This window comes from Roseivivax halotolerans, assembly GCF_900115815.1.
GTDB classification, from domain to species: Bacteria; Pseudomonadota; Alphaproteobacteria; order Rhodobacterales; family Rhodobacteraceae; genus Roseivivax; species Roseivivax halotolerans.
Genome location: NZ_FOXV01000014.1, coordinates 30,233 through 43,224, shown reverse-complemented (window position 1 = coordinate 43,224; position 12,992 = coordinate 30,233). Strand labels below are relative to the sequence as shown.

Sequence of the window (12,992 nt, the reverse complement as noted above, 5' to 3'; positions counted from 1 at the left end):
TGCTCATTCTGATGGGGTGGGCTCGCCGTCGACTTCGCTTTGAAGCGCCTCGATCTCCGCCCGCAGCGCCTCGTATTCCGCCCGCTTCCTCGCAAGAAACCGGCGGGTGAGGGAGGTCTTGGTGGCAATTCCGCGCGGGGTCAGAATGTATGAGTACCGGCGTTTGTCGGGATTAGCCGAGAAATTGCCTAATTTGACCAAACCCTTGTCGACCAACGCCTTAAGCTGAAAATTTACGCTTCCGAGGCTGATGCCGACCGCGCGGGCAAGGTCGCGCTGGCTCATCTCGGGGCTGTTATCGAGTATTTTGAGGATGCGGAACCGCATGTCTTCCTTCATGAATTCACGTCGATCTGTCATGCGAGCGTCACCGAGGCAGGGCAGGGAACGGCTACCGCACAAGAGCTGGCCGGGCCATCTCCTGCAGAGCGCGATTTCAAGTTATGACAGGTCAGAGACATATCGTTCAATTTTGAACGGTAAATGCTGCGTTGCCGCATTGCAAGAAATTTGACCCATTGTCAGCCTGTTTTCTGCAGCTCGTGCGCGAGACGATCCGCGAAGGGCTTGGTCAACCTATCGGCCTGTCATCCCGTAGGCGATCTGCCCGACGCGCTCCCGCACGGCGATGGCGAGCACATCGAGGTTGCGTGTCAGGTTCCAGCCGATGCGATCTCTGAAGTTGCCGGTGCGATAATCGACCGGCCAGGCGACAAGCCCGGCCCAGCCTGCCTGCTCGAAGCTGCGCATGGCGCGCGGCATGTGAAAGGCCCTGGTGACGAGCACCCAGCTTTCGCCGGGGGCAGGTTCCGCGAGGGCTAGGCCGAGGCGGGCGTTCTCGGCTGTGTTGCGCGAGCGGCTCTCGAACAGCATGCGCTCCGCCGCGAGGCCCTGGCGCAGGAAGAACCATTCGGCCATCGCAGCCTCGGTTACATCGGTGCCGCCAGCATCGCGCAGCGCGCCGCTGCCACCGGTGAAGAGCAGCCGGGCCTCTGGATACAACCGTGCAAGGGCCAATGCTGCCGTATAGCGCTCGCCGCCCTCGTTGCGCTGCAACTGGCCCCAGAAGGCACTGGCCCGCGCATCCTCGCCGCCACCGAGTAGGATGATGCCCTGCACGTCATCCAGCCGCGGCTCTGCTGCGTGGCGTGTCTCGATCGGGCGCAGCAAGAGATCGCCAAGGGGCAGTACAGCCAGCAGCAACACCCCGGTGAAGGCCAGCCCCGAGACCCACAGGCCGAGCTGGCGCCTGTTCGTGGCGAGGGACAGTAGGATGACCGCGAAGGCGATCACGATCCAGGTGTCGGGCCGCAGCAGCGCGCCGGCCAGCTTCGACAGGATAAAGAAGCCCGTGTCTATCAGACTCCGCGGCCGATCATCTGCACCATAGCGCGCTCGTAGGCGGCCACGATCAGCCCCTCGTCGTATTCGGCGGCCATCTTGGCCCGGCCCGTTTGGCCCATCTCGCGCCGTTCGCCTGTGTCCATCGCCAGAAAGCGACGGAATGCGTCGGCCAGGCTCGCTCCGCTGCGCACCTTGCAAAGAAGGCCGTTCGCTGCATGGTCGACCACCGACTTGCAACCGGGCACATCCGTCGCGATCAGGGGGCGCGCCATGGCCGCCGCCTCGATCAGCGTGCGCGGCGCGCCCTCGCGGTAGGACGGTAGCACGATGCAATGAGCCGAGGCGATGTGGGGGCGCACGTCCGGCGCGGTGCCGAGGTGTTCGATCACGCCCTCTGCTTCCCACTCCGCCAGCTCCTCGCGGGAGATGGCGGTGCGGTTCTCGGAATCGGTCGCGCCGAGGATCTGAAAGCGCGCCTGCGCGCCCTCGGCCTTGAGCATCCGCGCCGCCTCAACGTATTCGCGCACGCCTTTGTCGCGCAGCAGCCGGGCGACCATCAAGAAGCGCGTCTCCGGCCCCTCGGGGAAAGGCGCGGCGGCGAAACGCTCAAGGTCGATGCCGGAGCCAGGCAGCACCTCTGTCTGCTCTTCGCGCACCAGCCGGCGGGAAAGGAACAGCGCCCTGTCATCCTCGTTCTGAAAGAAGACCGTCGGCAGCGACCGGAAGGCATGGCGATAGAGGCCCTCCGCCACCCGCTGGAGCGCCCCTCCAGAGAGGAACGCTGTGCCCAGCCCGGTGACATTAGGCAGGAAGGGCAAACTGCATGTCCGCGCCGCCATGGCACCGAACAGGTTGTTCTTGATCGTGTAGCTGAACACGATGTCGGGACGCTCCTGCCGGAAGGCGCGAACACAGGTGCGGCGCAAGCGCAGCCCTTCGAGCGGGTTCAGCCCCTTAGCCGACATCTCCAGCGGCAGGACCCTGCAGCCCATCTCCTGGAGCTTTGGCACACTGTCATCCGCCGGCGCCAGCACGGTGACGCGATGGCCCTTAGAGAGCAGCGCCTTGAGAATCGGCTGTCGGAAGTTCCAGATGTTCCAGGCAGCATTCACGGTCAGCATGACGTGAAGAGGCTGTGCTTCGGCGCTCGACTGTGGGGCCATGGAAACTCGCGTTGATTGTTCTGCTGATGGTTGCGCGGCCAGCCTTATCTATCTGCCGGCCGGGAGGCCAGTTTTTCCGCATGCATCGTTGTTGTTGCTCTTTCCAGAAAAAATGCATCTCGCGAACCCAAAAGGCGGGCTAAGCAGAATGAGCGGAACGCCGAAGCCGACCTGCCAGACCACCGACTTGCGGGCATATGACTAGGCGTTGAGGCAGCGCGGATCGCTGATTGTCCGGTTCGGTCCCTAGACAAAGCGGTGAGCCATGCCCTCAAAGCGTCGCGGCCGTCACCATCAGGGTCGATCTCACCGCGAGGCCCTAGGTGCAGCTAGATTAAAGCCGAAGAACAGCGCAATTGCCGGCCCGTAGAGCGCCGGGCCGGCACATTCGTGATCGCGGTGCCTCAAACTACAGCCGCCGCAAGTCCTCCAGCGTCTCCATCGTGGCCCCGAGGTGGAGGCTCAAGCCATCATGCTCTGCCACGGCGTGGACGTGGCTGGCGACCTGTTCGAGCTCGGCATCGGACAGGGGAGCAAGGTGAAGGTTTTCAGCGGCGCTCCGCGTGTAAACGGCGGTGTCCCGGTGGCTCAGCTCGGTCAGGGGCAGTGCGCGGCGTGCCGCAAGGATCCGGGTGGCAGGCAAAACCGGCATGAACCAATCATCCGGCGCGATGCGCGTCGAGCAAGCGGAGAATGCGGCGTCCATCTCCAAACAAGCCTCATCAACGTCAGGGAAGCACCCGAGCAGAACGAACTCGTAGCCATCCAGGGTGTACAGGCATTCGCCAATAGACGGGGTGTTCTCGGTCGGGCCTTCCGTCACCGGGATGACGACGGCGCGGTCATACTCGTCGGCAGGGTTGGTGGCGAGGTTCGGGAGCGCGTGCCGCGCGGCAATGATGCAGTACATCGTGTTTCCTTTCAGATGATAACGCCGCGAATGCGGCAGGTGTACCGGCGGGCCGGATGATCCGGCCCGCCGGTTTGGGTGTTCAGGGCAGCTTGTCGGGCTGGATCGCGTAGACGCGGGTGCCGCCCGGGTAGTCCGGCAAACGCTGCTTCTTCTGCAGCCGGCCTGACTCGCCAGGGATGAGCGCGCCATACTTGCGGGCGACCCGTGCGACGAATTCCGCATCCCGGCCATCACAGATCTCCGTCCGCCAGGCCTCGGGCGTGACGTAATACGTGGTGTGCGCATTGCCGTCCGGGCCGGGGAGGAACGCGCGGTAACCGCAGCGCGCATGGACCGGGCGATCCTCGAGCCGAGTGGGAATCTCGTCCTCGCTTGCCTTCGTGCTGCCACGAGGAGAGCTGATCGTCTCGAACCGGCTCCCGCCATGGCTCTCGAAGTACCGCTGCAGGAGGCGAATCGCATCGGTCTCGTCCTCAGATGCATTCGTGCCCCGTTCGCGCCGCCACGCCTCGTAACATGCGAGCGCGGCTTCGTAGGCCGTGTCCCTCTGCCAGGGCACGACGCCATAGCTCGTCGCGAGGCTCCCGGCCGCAGCAACCGTCCCGAACCGGCGGGCGACACGGCTGACCTGCGCATCGTCATCTTCGCGGCGGACCTGCGCGACAAACCGGTCGACCATTTGCCTTGCGATCGCGACGGCCGCATCGCGGTCTTCCACCAGGTGCTCCACAAATGCCGGCCCGGCATGACCGTAGCTGCGCGCCGCCTCACGAGCGAGATGATCCGAAAGAGCGGCTTCGCTCTCGAACCCATGGAGATTTTCGTAGGTGCGGCCCGATCCGGGCATCGTCTCGATCGGCACGTCGAGCGCGCGGGCGGTGACGCCGCCGAGCAGCCGTCCGCGCGCTCCGAGCTTGCCGGAGGCCATGTGCTGCCCGATCTTGACCTCTCCCGAGGAGAGGGCGAGGACGCGCCACCCGTGCGCGGGCCTCGCTTTGCCAGTCTTGTCCGCGCGAGCCTTTCCGCTGCCGTTGCCGAGCATGTAGATCACGTCGCCCAGCTCGTCCGGCGCGACCTGCTTGATCTCGTCGAGGACGAGCACGTTGTCGTTGTGGAGCGCCGCGATCCCTTCGAGGCCATTCGTGGTAGCGTGCCACGTATGCGTGTTGCCACTCTGGCCGCCGCCGCCTGCCACGCTACCGGCGACGTAAATGATGGTCGTCTTGCCCCGCGACGAGAGGCCGTAGATGTGGATGACGGCGTTTTCTTCGCCGAGCAGCTCGAGCAGATAGCCGGAGAAGGCGACGGAGAGCGCGAAGGCGAGCCGCGAATTGCCGACCGCCAGGGCCGCGAGGCGCTGCCAGGCCTCGGGATCGCCGTGGCAGCTCATCTTGTGATCCATCTCGCCGAGATCGAGGATCAAGCGCCGCGTCGAGCCCGACGGCTGGATGACCCTGTCCGGGAAGCAATAGCTGTCGCCGTGCCAGCCGGGCTGCGTAACCACCTCGACAATCTCCGAGGTCTGCGCATGGCCGACATATTCCGCCAGTGCCTGCCGGCCGGCGCGACTCTGAGGACAGACGCAGCCCAGTTCGGCCAAAAGCTCGCGGAATTCGCGGCCGTCCCCCGCAAGGAGACGTCCAGGTACGACGAGAATCTCCCAGTCGCCAAGCGGCGTCATCACGACGACGAGATAGCCCCAGCCCGCGCCGGCCCGGCCGGTCCGCGTGCGGCCGACGACGAGCATCGGCGATCCCGCAAACTCCTTTTGGAGCTCTCCTTTCGCGGAGATGATGAGCTTGTAGATTCCGGTCTTGTCGATGGAGAAGCCGTCGGGCAGGGTGAGGCCCGTCTGCCAGGTATCCTGCAAATACGTCTCGATCGGGTTGGTCCCGTCGGCGGCCGCCTCGTCCGCAGCTGCGTCCGGGCCGGCCGGCGTTTCGGCGGGAAGATCCACCTCGGTCAGGAGGTCGCGCTGTTCTTCGATCATCGCGCGCAGCGCCCTCCCATCGAGCCCGTCCGCGATGGCGTCCGCGATATCATAGCCGGGCGGCGTATCGCCGGACACGGCCGAGCCGATCCGTGCGATGTCGAGCCTCCGGATCCGAGTGCCGCGCGCATTGCGGAGGATATCTTCGATCGCATCGATGGCCTTTTTGCCAGCGTCATCATGATCGGGCACAAGGATGACATCGCGGCCCGCAAGCGGCGACCAATCCGTCTTGGAGACAGCGTTGCTCCCACCGGACCAGGAGACGCTCACATTCTGCGAGAACGCTGCAGCGACTGCGTCAGCGCAGGCCTCGCCCTCGCTGATGATCACAGACGCTTCCGGCCGCGCGAGGAGGTCGGTCAGGCGATAGAGCGGCCGGTTGGGGCCCATGCCGCGCCACGCGAACACAAGCCCGCGCTCGGGATCACGCCAGAGCGTGACCTGACGATAAAACTTGCTCATGCCCTTGGTCGTCTTGGGGTCGCTCCGCTCATAGCGCGCCACAAGCCCGACAATGCCGCCGGTTGCATCACGGTAAGTGTAGGTTGCCACGCAAGACGCGTCGCGCGAGAGATCGGGCAGCGCGGTGTCGGTCGGCATCGGCACAACACGGGTTGCGTCAGGCGAGAGCTCATGAATGAGAGGGATCGGGGCACGGACGGTCGTATCGATCATGTCGCCACCCCCAGCTCGAGGGCAAGCCGACGCGCCGCGTCGATCTGCTTGAGCCCATGCAGGTAGGCATAAAGCGCGATCGGGTCGCCGCCGGCATCACCGGTCGCAAAATCCGCCCAGCGTCCCGTCCGCAGATTAACGCAGAACGAGCCGATCGAGCGGTCGTTGCGAGTAGGGTTGAGCGCGAGGTATTCCGCACCGCGCGTCACGCCGCCGGGCGCCCAGGTCCGGCAAAGGGTCTCGAGGCGGGGCAGGGCGGCAGCATTGACCGCCCCAAAGATGTCAGGCCCCAAAAGGGACCGGGTGAGGGTGGACGCGCAAGACTGCGTCATGGCAAATCTCCTTGGTGCGCCGACAGGCTTGCCTGCGGCGATTGGCTGTGAGAGTTTGCTAAAAGAAGGCATGTGGCCGGGTCGGTTTGATGTGGCGTCAGCGACCCGGCCGCTCTTTCAGCTGCGTGTCCTCTCAATAGAATCGCAAAATCTGAAAGCGCCAAGGGGTCGGCCTTCGGTTCAGGCCGGCTTTGTGTGGATAACCTTAAAAACGGCCCCAAACCCCAAATATCTGTTCCCACGTTCCCGCTCCAAAATTTCAAGAAAGCAGTCCATGCGGCTGCTTTTCCTAATCTTTTTCACAAACTGTGAGAGGTGGTGTCTTTGGGGGCTGCTGCGCTGGAGCGCCGGGAACACCGGGAACGGCGGGACTAGATCCCTCACAAGCCCCGCATTCGCGGCAGCCCTGGTCAGTGCAGGACGGGCGCGTCAGCGATCGCGCGGAGCTGATCGGCAAGGCGGGACAGCCAGCGCAGCGAACGACCGCCTGCGACCGCGTCGGTTGCTGTCTCGAGGATCGCCGGATCGACATCCTCGCCGAGGATGCGCGCGACGAGGTCGCGCAAATGTGCGCCTTCCGGCATCGGGCACTGCACGACACGGACCCGGTCTCGCAGAGGGCGAGGCAGGCACGCGACATCGTTGACGCAGAGGATCCAAGACACGTGGCTGAGATCCACGGGCGCTTCGAGGTACGGCGATTGATACGCGGCCGCGGTCGAGCGCTCGAGCAGCGGTAACAGCGCGGTGGCTGCATCGCCGCCATTCGCACCATGCGCGCGCTTGTCGATCTCGTCGAGGATCACGATCGGGTTCGCGATCTGTGTCTCCGCGATATGCTCGATCGGTCGTCCCGCGCTCGCGCTCGCCCACGTGTATTCCGCGCCCGTCACAATAAAACTCGCCGTGATGCTGCTCATGTCGAGCCGCAGCGGTGCGCAGCCTGAGACTTCGCCGAGGCGCTCTGCAAGGTGTGTCTTGCCACATCCGGGCGGGCCCGCGAGGACGAGCGGCGGGAGAACAAACGTGCCGGACTTCTCGACATTAACGCGCGCGGCACGCCAGAGGTAGGTGAGTGCTTCGGCAAGCCACGGGCTTTCAAGATATAGCTGTGCAAAGACCTCATCGCATTTGTGTCGATCCTTCGGGCCCGCAAGCGTTATAGGCTCGCAGAGCGCGGTGCGCAGCGCGTCACGGTCCCGTGCTTTCGCATCGCTGCGGGAAGATCGATCGAGCGAGCGATAGGTGTGAATGCGCACGCGGTCTACGCTCGTATCGATACAGCGAGCCAGGAGCTCGGCTGTCCGGGACTCATCTTCTTCTTGGGGCTCGAGGATCATCGCGCGGTGGCGCGCGATCGTCGGCGCGAAGCGTTGTCCGTCATAATGAGCATTCGTCGCTTGCCGACGCGCTTGGCGCATCGCCAGCACGCATTTCTCTAACGACCAGCGCTGTGTCGCGGTCAACAGGTACGACGCATACGTCTCGCAGTTGCCTCCGCAAAAATAGAGCGCAAGCCGCTGCGCTGCCTCGTGCTTTGCGCGCAGATGCACGTCCCGACGATGCCGCCAGGCGAGACGCAGCATTTGCGGTGTCAGCTCCAAGCCACGGCGGACGCGGCGCGCGATGTCAACTTGCGCGAGATCGGAGGAGCGATGCACATCATCGGGCCATCCAAGCAGCCAGTAGGTGCCGTAGCGCTTCATGTCGCGGGCACTCATGCGAAGAGCTCCGCAAGCGCTGCGGCCGTGCTCGAGATCAGGGCGGCGAGCCAGCTCAGGGCTTCATAAACGCCGTAGGCGGAAGAAAGAGTGCGGAGACGCTGCTTCAGCGTCGTAAGTTGGCGATAGCGATGCATGAGATCCGACCTGCAGAGACTGGAAAAGGCGTCTGTCATGATCGGGCGCGGCGATTATCATCTGCCGGCAGCCCGACCGCTCCGCCGACGCGGAGGTCTCAGAGTATCTGCAGGGTCGGCGCAAAAATCTTCATGCGATGTAAACTGGCAGCGCGGGCGCGGCGTTTCAACGCCGGGGGAATAAAATTTTCAGAATTAGATAATCCGGATTCAGTCAGATCTCACATACGAGCCAAAGGGTGGGGGAGTGGGAATCGTGAATGCTCTTGAAACGCGGATGGCGCATCAACACTGTACCTGAATGGATAGAAGGGGCGCCGCGATCGGCCAGCCAATCGCGGGCCTCTCCGGCCCCATTCACGCAGTTCTACCCACCCAGATGCCTGCTTTCGGAGATGATTTTGAGAAAATTTATTCGCATCATCGCGACCGCCAGGATCGGACCTATCTGCCTGTTCCGGCAGGAAGTTCTTAGGAAAAAATATTTCATAACAGGCTCTTGAGAGAGCCGGCCCGGGGGCGATTTCCCCCGGCTGCCCTTGCGGGGCAAAAACCGGCGCATAGTCTTCGCAAAAATCGAGAAGACGAACCGTCCGAAAGGGCGGAACAAACAAGCCGGAACCATGAACGAAACGCACGCAAAAACCTCACTTTCTAACTTCCCGGAGCGCACATCGCGCCTCTCCGGACAGTATGAGGACGTGCGCAGCGATCGTTCCGGGCTCCCGCATGTCAACGGCGTTCAGCTCCGCCTTTTGACCGGCGAAGAGCTGGCAAAGTTGATGTGTTATGACGGAGTCACCAGCGGATTTCGCGCTTGGTGCCGGCAACTTGGCATCAAAACCGTACCCGGCCGAAAGAACGTTTACGATCCAGTACATGTCCGCGCGCGGATCGACGCCGCGCATGGAATTGATCATTCGCCCACCTCCCGGAACGAGCCGAAGAACGACCACGAACTGAGTTTCACAGAGCAAAGCAGGATTCGCCGAAATGCACGCACGTAACAAGACATATATCCGCGGGGTACACCGCGTTACGAAACGCCTTAGTGATGGGACGCGTCGTGAATACCACTACGTCTACCGGGGTGGGCCGAAATTCTGGTCAAATGATATGGAGTTCGGAGAGGGCGATCCCCGCTACGTGTCTGCATATCAGCAGGCAGAGAAAGGGACTCGACTGCGCCGCACGGTTGATCCGAAATCTGTGCGCGCAGTTCTTGAACGCTACCGTAGTTCCGCAGAATTCGTGAAGCTGAAGCCGCGTACGCAAACGGACTACATTTCTTTTCTGAACGACTTCGAGTCCGAATTCGGACCTGATCCCATCGCGATGTTTGAGGAAGTCGAATCTGTCGGCGAAATTCGGCAGTGGCGGACGAAATGGGCGCACTCGCCGAAACGCTATGACTATGCGGGAACTGTTGTGACACGCTTCCTTAACTGGGCCTCCGCGAGCGACACCAGTCTTCGCACGCATCATCACACCGGTCAGAAAAAGCTTTATAAATCGGAGCGAACGTCGCTGATCTGGAAGCCGGAAGAAGTGCGGGCGCTCCTCGCGGCCGCGCGCCCCGCAGAAGCGCGTGTCATTGTTGCTGCCTCTGAGGGAGGTCTCGCGCCGCAGGATATCGGGGCGCTCCGCTTGACGCATGTCCAGACCACACCGCGCGGTCGACGACTGTTCTTGCAGCGTGGCAAGACTAAGAACCCGGTAAGCATTCCGGTCACGGAGGCTTTGGGTGAGTTGATTGATACGGTTCCGGAAGGTCAGGCGCATATCGTCACCTCTCTTACCGGGCGTCCGCTAACAGCGCTTCGGGCGAGCCAGATCATTCGTGTTGTGAAAGAGCGCCACAACGCTAAGGCCGAGGACGACCCTTCGCTCATGCCCATTCGCAATGAGCTGCATCCTTACGATTTGCGCGGGACCGCAGCCACCGCGCTGCTCCGTGCCGGGTGCAGCCTCAATGAGATCGCGGTGACGATGGGGTGGGGGCTTCGCCACGCGGGAAATGTGATCGAGAGCTACGCGGCGCTCGTGCCCGAAGTGTCAGACGAGGTTTTGCGGAAGCTCGTCGCGGCGCGGTCTGGGGCTGTCTAGTTGTTCAGATCGAACGCCTTCTGCACCTCGTCCCGACCTGTGTTCCGCTTCTCCTTCGCCAGAACCACCGATCCCCGACTCAGCACGTAGAACCGGTCTGCAAGGTCAAACGCGAAGTCGAAATACTGCTCGACCAGAACGATCGCCATTTCGCCTTCTTCCCGGAGTTGCCGGATCACCTTGCCGATGAGCTGGATGATGTTCGGTTGAATGCCCTCCGTGGGCTCGTCCATAAGCAGTACGCGCGGGCGGCTAATAAGAGCGCGACCGATGGCGAGTTGTTGTTGCTGGCCGCCGGACAGATCTCCGCCACGGCGGTTCTCCATCTCTTTCAGGACCGGGAAGAGCTGGTAGATGCGGTCGGGGACGGCACGTTCGGATTTCGGCAGGCAGGCGAAACCGGTCTCAAGGTTCTCGCGCACGGTCAAAAGGGGAAAAATCATCCGTCCTTGAGGCACGTAGGCGATTCCCATCTGCGCGAGCCGGTGCGCGGGCAGGACGGGCAGGGGCTCACCGTCGAACACAACGTTGCCGCCGGATCGCGAATGCGTGCCGGAGATCGCCTTCATCAGCGAAGTTTTCCCGACCCCGTTCGTGCCCATCACGCAGGTGACTTCGCCTTTCGGGGCCTCAAGATCGACGCCGTTCAGGATCTGGCTGCCGCCGTAGTGCAGGGTGAGGTCTTTCGTCTCCAGCATCTCAGCGCCCCAGATAGACTTCGATCACGCGCTCATCCGCCATCACGTGGTCGAGCGAGCCTTCGGACAGGACGGAGCCTTCGTGCAGCACCGTCACGCGGCAATCGAGGCGGCGGACAAAGTCCATGTCGTGTTCGACCACCACGACCGCGTGGCTTTTCGCGAGGCGCTTGAGAAGGTCAGCGGTATGGTTGCGCTCCTCGGTGGTCATGCCAGCGGCAGGCTCGTCTACGAGAAGGAGCTTCGGATCCTGCGCCAGAAGCATCCCGATCTCGAGCCATTGCTTCTGCCCATGGCTCAGGATGCCGGCCATGCGGCTGAGATGACCAGACAAACCGATCTCGCCTGCGATCTCGTCGATCCGCTTGCGGTCCTCTGGCGTGACCCGGTCAAACATGGCAGCGAAAGGCCCGCGCGGTTTGCTCAAAGCGACGCGGAGGTTGTCCCAGACCGTCTGATCTTCGAAGACCGTGGGGCGCTGGAACTTGCGGCCTATCCCGGCGCGGGCGATCTTCGCCTCGGTCATGGAAAGGAGCGATTGCGCGCTTTCGGCCCATCGGACGATGCCTTCGTCGGGCTTCGTTTTGCCGGTCACGATGTCCATAAAGGTGGTCTTGCCCGCGCCATTCGGGCCGATCACGGCGCGAAGTTCAGGCAGGCCGATAGCAAAGCTGAGATTGTTGATCGCGCGGAACCCGTCGAAGGAGACGGAAACGCCGTTGACCTCGAGAAGCGTGCTCATGTCCGGTCCTTTCGCACGACGAAATCGACGAGCCCCGCGAGACCTTTAGGCGCGAAGAGCGTGACGAGCACGAAGCCGAGGCCCAGGAGAACCGGCCACCAATCGACCCATTCTATGCGGTAGAATCCGAGCTCCACGTCAGGGGCGCGGCCGCTGGTGAAATAGGTCGATAGAAGCGACACAAGTGCGGCGCCGAGGACAGCTCCGTATAGCCGACCGCGTCCGCCTATGGCGACCCAGACGGCGAGATAAATCGAGGCGATAGGCGCGATCTCGTCGGGATTGATGATACCGGCCTGCGGGTAATATAGCGCGCCCGCGACGCCGCAGATCATGGCCGAGAGCGTGAAGATCACGAGTTTGTAGACCTCGACCGGGTAGCCGAGGAACCGCACGCGAAGTTCGTCGTCGCGCACGCCTCTGACGATGTTGCCGAACTTCCCGGAGACGAGCCAGGCCGCACCGAGATAGGCGAGGCCGAGCGCGAGGGCAGAGGCCCAGAAGAACCAGATCGAGATGCGGTCCTGCCCGATGCCTTCGGCGCCGGGGATGTTCTGCAGGCCCGAGAGACCGTTATTTCCGCGCAGCCCCGTGTCGTTCTGAAAGAGGTAGAGCGACAGGGCGAGGGTCATCGCTTGCGTGAGGATCGAGAGATACACGCCCGTGACGCGACTGCGGAAGGCGAGCCAGCCGAAGACCAAAGCAAGCGCGCCGGGCACGAGGAGGATGAGGACAAGGCTCAAGGCGAGGTTGTCCGAAGCCGCCCACATCCAAGGCCAATCCTCCGCGCCCACGACCGAGAAGATCTGCAGCGCGGTTGCCTCGCTGACCTCGACTTCGGTCGGGGGCAGGGGGCGACCTTCGAGGTTGGCGCGGATCACTGCTTCGGTTCGCGCCGTCATCAGCCACATGCCGATCACGTATCCGCCGAGGCCGAAGAAGGCGAAATGTCCGAGCGACAGGATTCCGCAATAGCCCCAGACCAGATCCATCGCCAGGGCCGCGAGGCAAAGGCAGAGCGTCATGCCCAGAACCTTGGTGAACGAGACCGACAGCGCGCCGGTGCCGTAGGCTTCCGACAGGATCGTGACGCCGATGGCCAGTAGAGCCAGCGCTCCGATGAAAATCGGAACGGAGCGGTTGCGAGTGAAGATTGTCTCGCCCATCG

Annotated in this window: 13 protein-coding genes; 2 read left to right on the top strand and 11 right to left on the bottom strand. The window is 63.1% G+C overall.

The features are described 5' to 3' along the window. Window positions 1–3: 3 nt before the first annotated feature. The 8 genes from BM171_RS15910 to BM171_RS19015 all read right to left on the bottom strand — a co-directional run bounded on the left by BM171_RS15910 (window position 4) and on the right by BM171_RS19015 (window position 8,278). A complete protein-coding gene (locus tag BM171_RS15910) occupies window positions 4–339 on the bottom strand; it encodes a MarR family EPS-associated transcriptional regulator (RefSeq protein WP_245760298.1) in 336 nt (111 codons plus the stop codon). 237 nt (window positions 340–576) lie between these two features. After that, window positions 577–1,293: a YdcF family protein gene (locus tag BM171_RS15905; protein WP_245760297.1), complete on the bottom strand. Its 717-nt coding sequence runs from the start codon at window positions 1,291–1,293 to the stop codon at window positions 577–579. A 65-nt stretch (window positions 1,294–1,358) separates the two neighbouring features. Next, on the bottom strand, window positions 1,359–2,465 hold the full coding sequence (locus BM171_RS15900) for a glycosyltransferase family 4 protein (protein WP_093014717.1): 1,107 nt from the start codon (window positions 2,463–2,465) through the stop codon (window positions 1,359–1,361). A gap of 451 nt (window positions 2,466–2,916) precedes the next feature. Beyond that, window positions 2,917–3,417, bottom strand: coding sequence for a hypothetical protein (locus tag BM171_RS15895; protein WP_093014716.1), 501 nt, complete (start codon window positions 3,415–3,417; stop codon window positions 2,917–2,919). Window positions 3,418–3,499: 82 nt separating this feature from the next. After that, entirely contained in the window at window positions 3,500–6,088 is a 2,589-nt protein-coding gene (locus tag BM171_RS15890) for a DUF927 domain-containing protein (protein ID WP_093014713.1), read from the bottom strand. Beyond that, the gene (locus BM171_RS15885) at window positions 6,085–6,420 is read right to left on the bottom strand and encodes a hypothetical protein (RefSeq protein WP_093014710.1); all 336 of its coding nucleotides are present in this window, start codon (window positions 6,418–6,420) and stop codon (window positions 6,085–6,087) included. The genes BM171_RS15890 and BM171_RS15885 overlap by 4 nt, the downstream gene beginning before the upstream one ends. A 410-nt stretch (window positions 6,421–6,830) precedes the next feature. Beyond that, entirely contained in the window at window positions 6,831–8,141 is a 1,311-nt protein-coding gene (locus BM171_RS15880) for an AAA family ATPase (RefSeq protein ID WP_093014707.1), read from the bottom strand. Continuing rightward, window positions 8,138–8,278 (bottom strand): hypothetical protein, encoded by a 141-nt coding sequence (locus tag BM171_RS19015; RefSeq protein WP_175497589.1) that lies wholly within the window; start codon window positions 8,276–8,278, stop codon window positions 8,138–8,140. The genes BM171_RS15880 and BM171_RS19015 overlap by 4 nt, the downstream gene beginning before the upstream one ends. 623 nt (window positions 8,279–8,901) lie before the next feature. Between BM171_RS19015 and BM171_RS18740 the strand changes: the two genes are divergently transcribed. Together BM171_RS18740 and BM171_RS15870 are read left to right on the top strand one after the other, a co-directional pair. Next, a complete protein-coding gene (locus BM171_RS18740) occupies window positions 8,902–9,285 on the top strand; it encodes a hypothetical protein (protein ID WP_139218722.1) in 384 nt (127 codons plus the stop codon). Next, on the top strand, window positions 9,272–10,384 hold the full coding sequence (locus tag BM171_RS15870; protein ID WP_093014701.1) for a tyrosine-type recombinase/integrase: 1,113 nt from the start codon (window positions 9,272–9,274) through the stop codon (window positions 10,382–10,384). The genes BM171_RS18740 and BM171_RS15870 overlap by 14 nt, the downstream gene beginning before the upstream one ends. Here the strand turns inward: BM171_RS15870 and urtE are convergent. The 3 genes from urtE to urtC are packed head-to-tail and all read right to left on the bottom strand — an operon-like array spanning window position 10,381 to window position 12,990. Further along, window positions 10,381–11,082 carry an urea ABC transporter ATP-binding subunit UrtE gene (urtE, locus tag BM171_RS15865; RefSeq protein ID WP_093014698.1) on the bottom strand — a complete coding sequence of 234 codons (702 nt, stop codon included), beginning with the start codon at window positions 11,080–11,082 and terminating at the stop codon, window positions 10,381–10,383. The genes BM171_RS15870 and urtE overlap by 4 nt on opposite strands. A 1-nt stretch (window position 11,083) precedes the next feature. Then, window positions 11,084–11,824 (bottom strand): urea ABC transporter ATP-binding protein UrtD, encoded by a 741-nt coding sequence (gene urtD, locus BM171_RS15860; protein ID WP_093014695.1) that lies wholly within the window; start codon window positions 11,822–11,824, stop codon window positions 11,084–11,086. After that, the gene (urtC, locus tag BM171_RS15855; RefSeq protein ID WP_093014692.1) at window positions 11,821–12,990 is read right to left on the bottom strand and encodes an urea ABC transporter permease subunit UrtC; all 1,170 of its coding nucleotides are present in this window, start codon (window positions 12,988–12,990) and stop codon (window positions 11,821–11,823) included. The genes urtD and urtC overlap by 4 nt, the downstream gene beginning before the upstream one ends. Window positions 12,991–12,992: the final 2 nt, after the last annotated feature.

What these genes read in the sequence shown, in the direction of transcription:
- BM171_RS15910 (WP_245760298.1), bottom strand. Translation starts at nt 339, where the DNA reads ATGAAGGAAGACATGCGGTTCCGCATCCTCAAAATACTCGATAACAGC.
- BM171_RS15900 (WP_093014717.1), bottom strand. Translation starts at nt 2,465, where the DNA reads ATGCTGACCGTGAATGCTGCCTGGAACATCTGGAACTTCCGACAGCCG.
- BM171_RS15895 (WP_093014716.1), bottom strand. Translation starts at nt 3,417, where the DNA reads ATGTACTGCATCATTGCCGCGCGGCACGCGCTCCCGAACCTCGCCACC.
- BM171_RS15890 (WP_093014713.1), bottom strand. Translation starts at nt 6,088, where the DNA reads ATGATCGATACGACCGTCCGTGCCCCGATCCCTCTCATTCATGAGCTC.
- BM171_RS15885 (WP_093014710.1), bottom strand. Translation starts at nt 6,420, where the DNA reads ATGACGCAGTCTTGCGCGTCCACCCTCACCCGGTCCCTTTTGGGGCCT.
- BM171_RS15880 (WP_093014707.1), bottom strand. Translation starts at nt 8,141, where the DNA reads ATGAGTGCCCGCGACATGAAGCGCTACGGCACCTACTGGCTGCTTGGA.
- BM171_RS19015 (WP_175497589.1), bottom strand. Translation starts at nt 8,278, where the DNA reads ATGCATCGCTATCGCCAACTTACGACGCTGAAGCAGCGTCTCCGCACT.
- BM171_RS18740 (WP_139218722.1), top strand. Translation starts at nt 8,902, where the DNA reads ATGAACGAAACGCACGCAAAAACCTCACTTTCTAACTTCCCGGAGCGC.
- BM171_RS15870 (WP_093014701.1), top strand. Translation starts at nt 9,272, where the DNA reads ATGCACGCACGTAACAAGACATATATCCGCGGGGTACACCGCGTTACG.
- urtE (WP_093014698.1), bottom strand. Translation starts at nt 11,082, where the DNA reads ATGCTGGAGACGAAAGACCTCACCCTGCACTACGGCGGCAGCCAGATC.
- urtD (WP_093014695.1), bottom strand. Translation starts at nt 11,824, where the DNA reads ATGAGCACGCTTCTCGAGGTCAACGGCGTTTCCGTCTCCTTCGACGGG.
- urtC (WP_093014692.1), bottom strand. Translation starts at nt 12,990, where the DNA reads ATGGGCGAGACAATCTTCACTCGCAACCGCTCCGTTCCGATTTTCATC.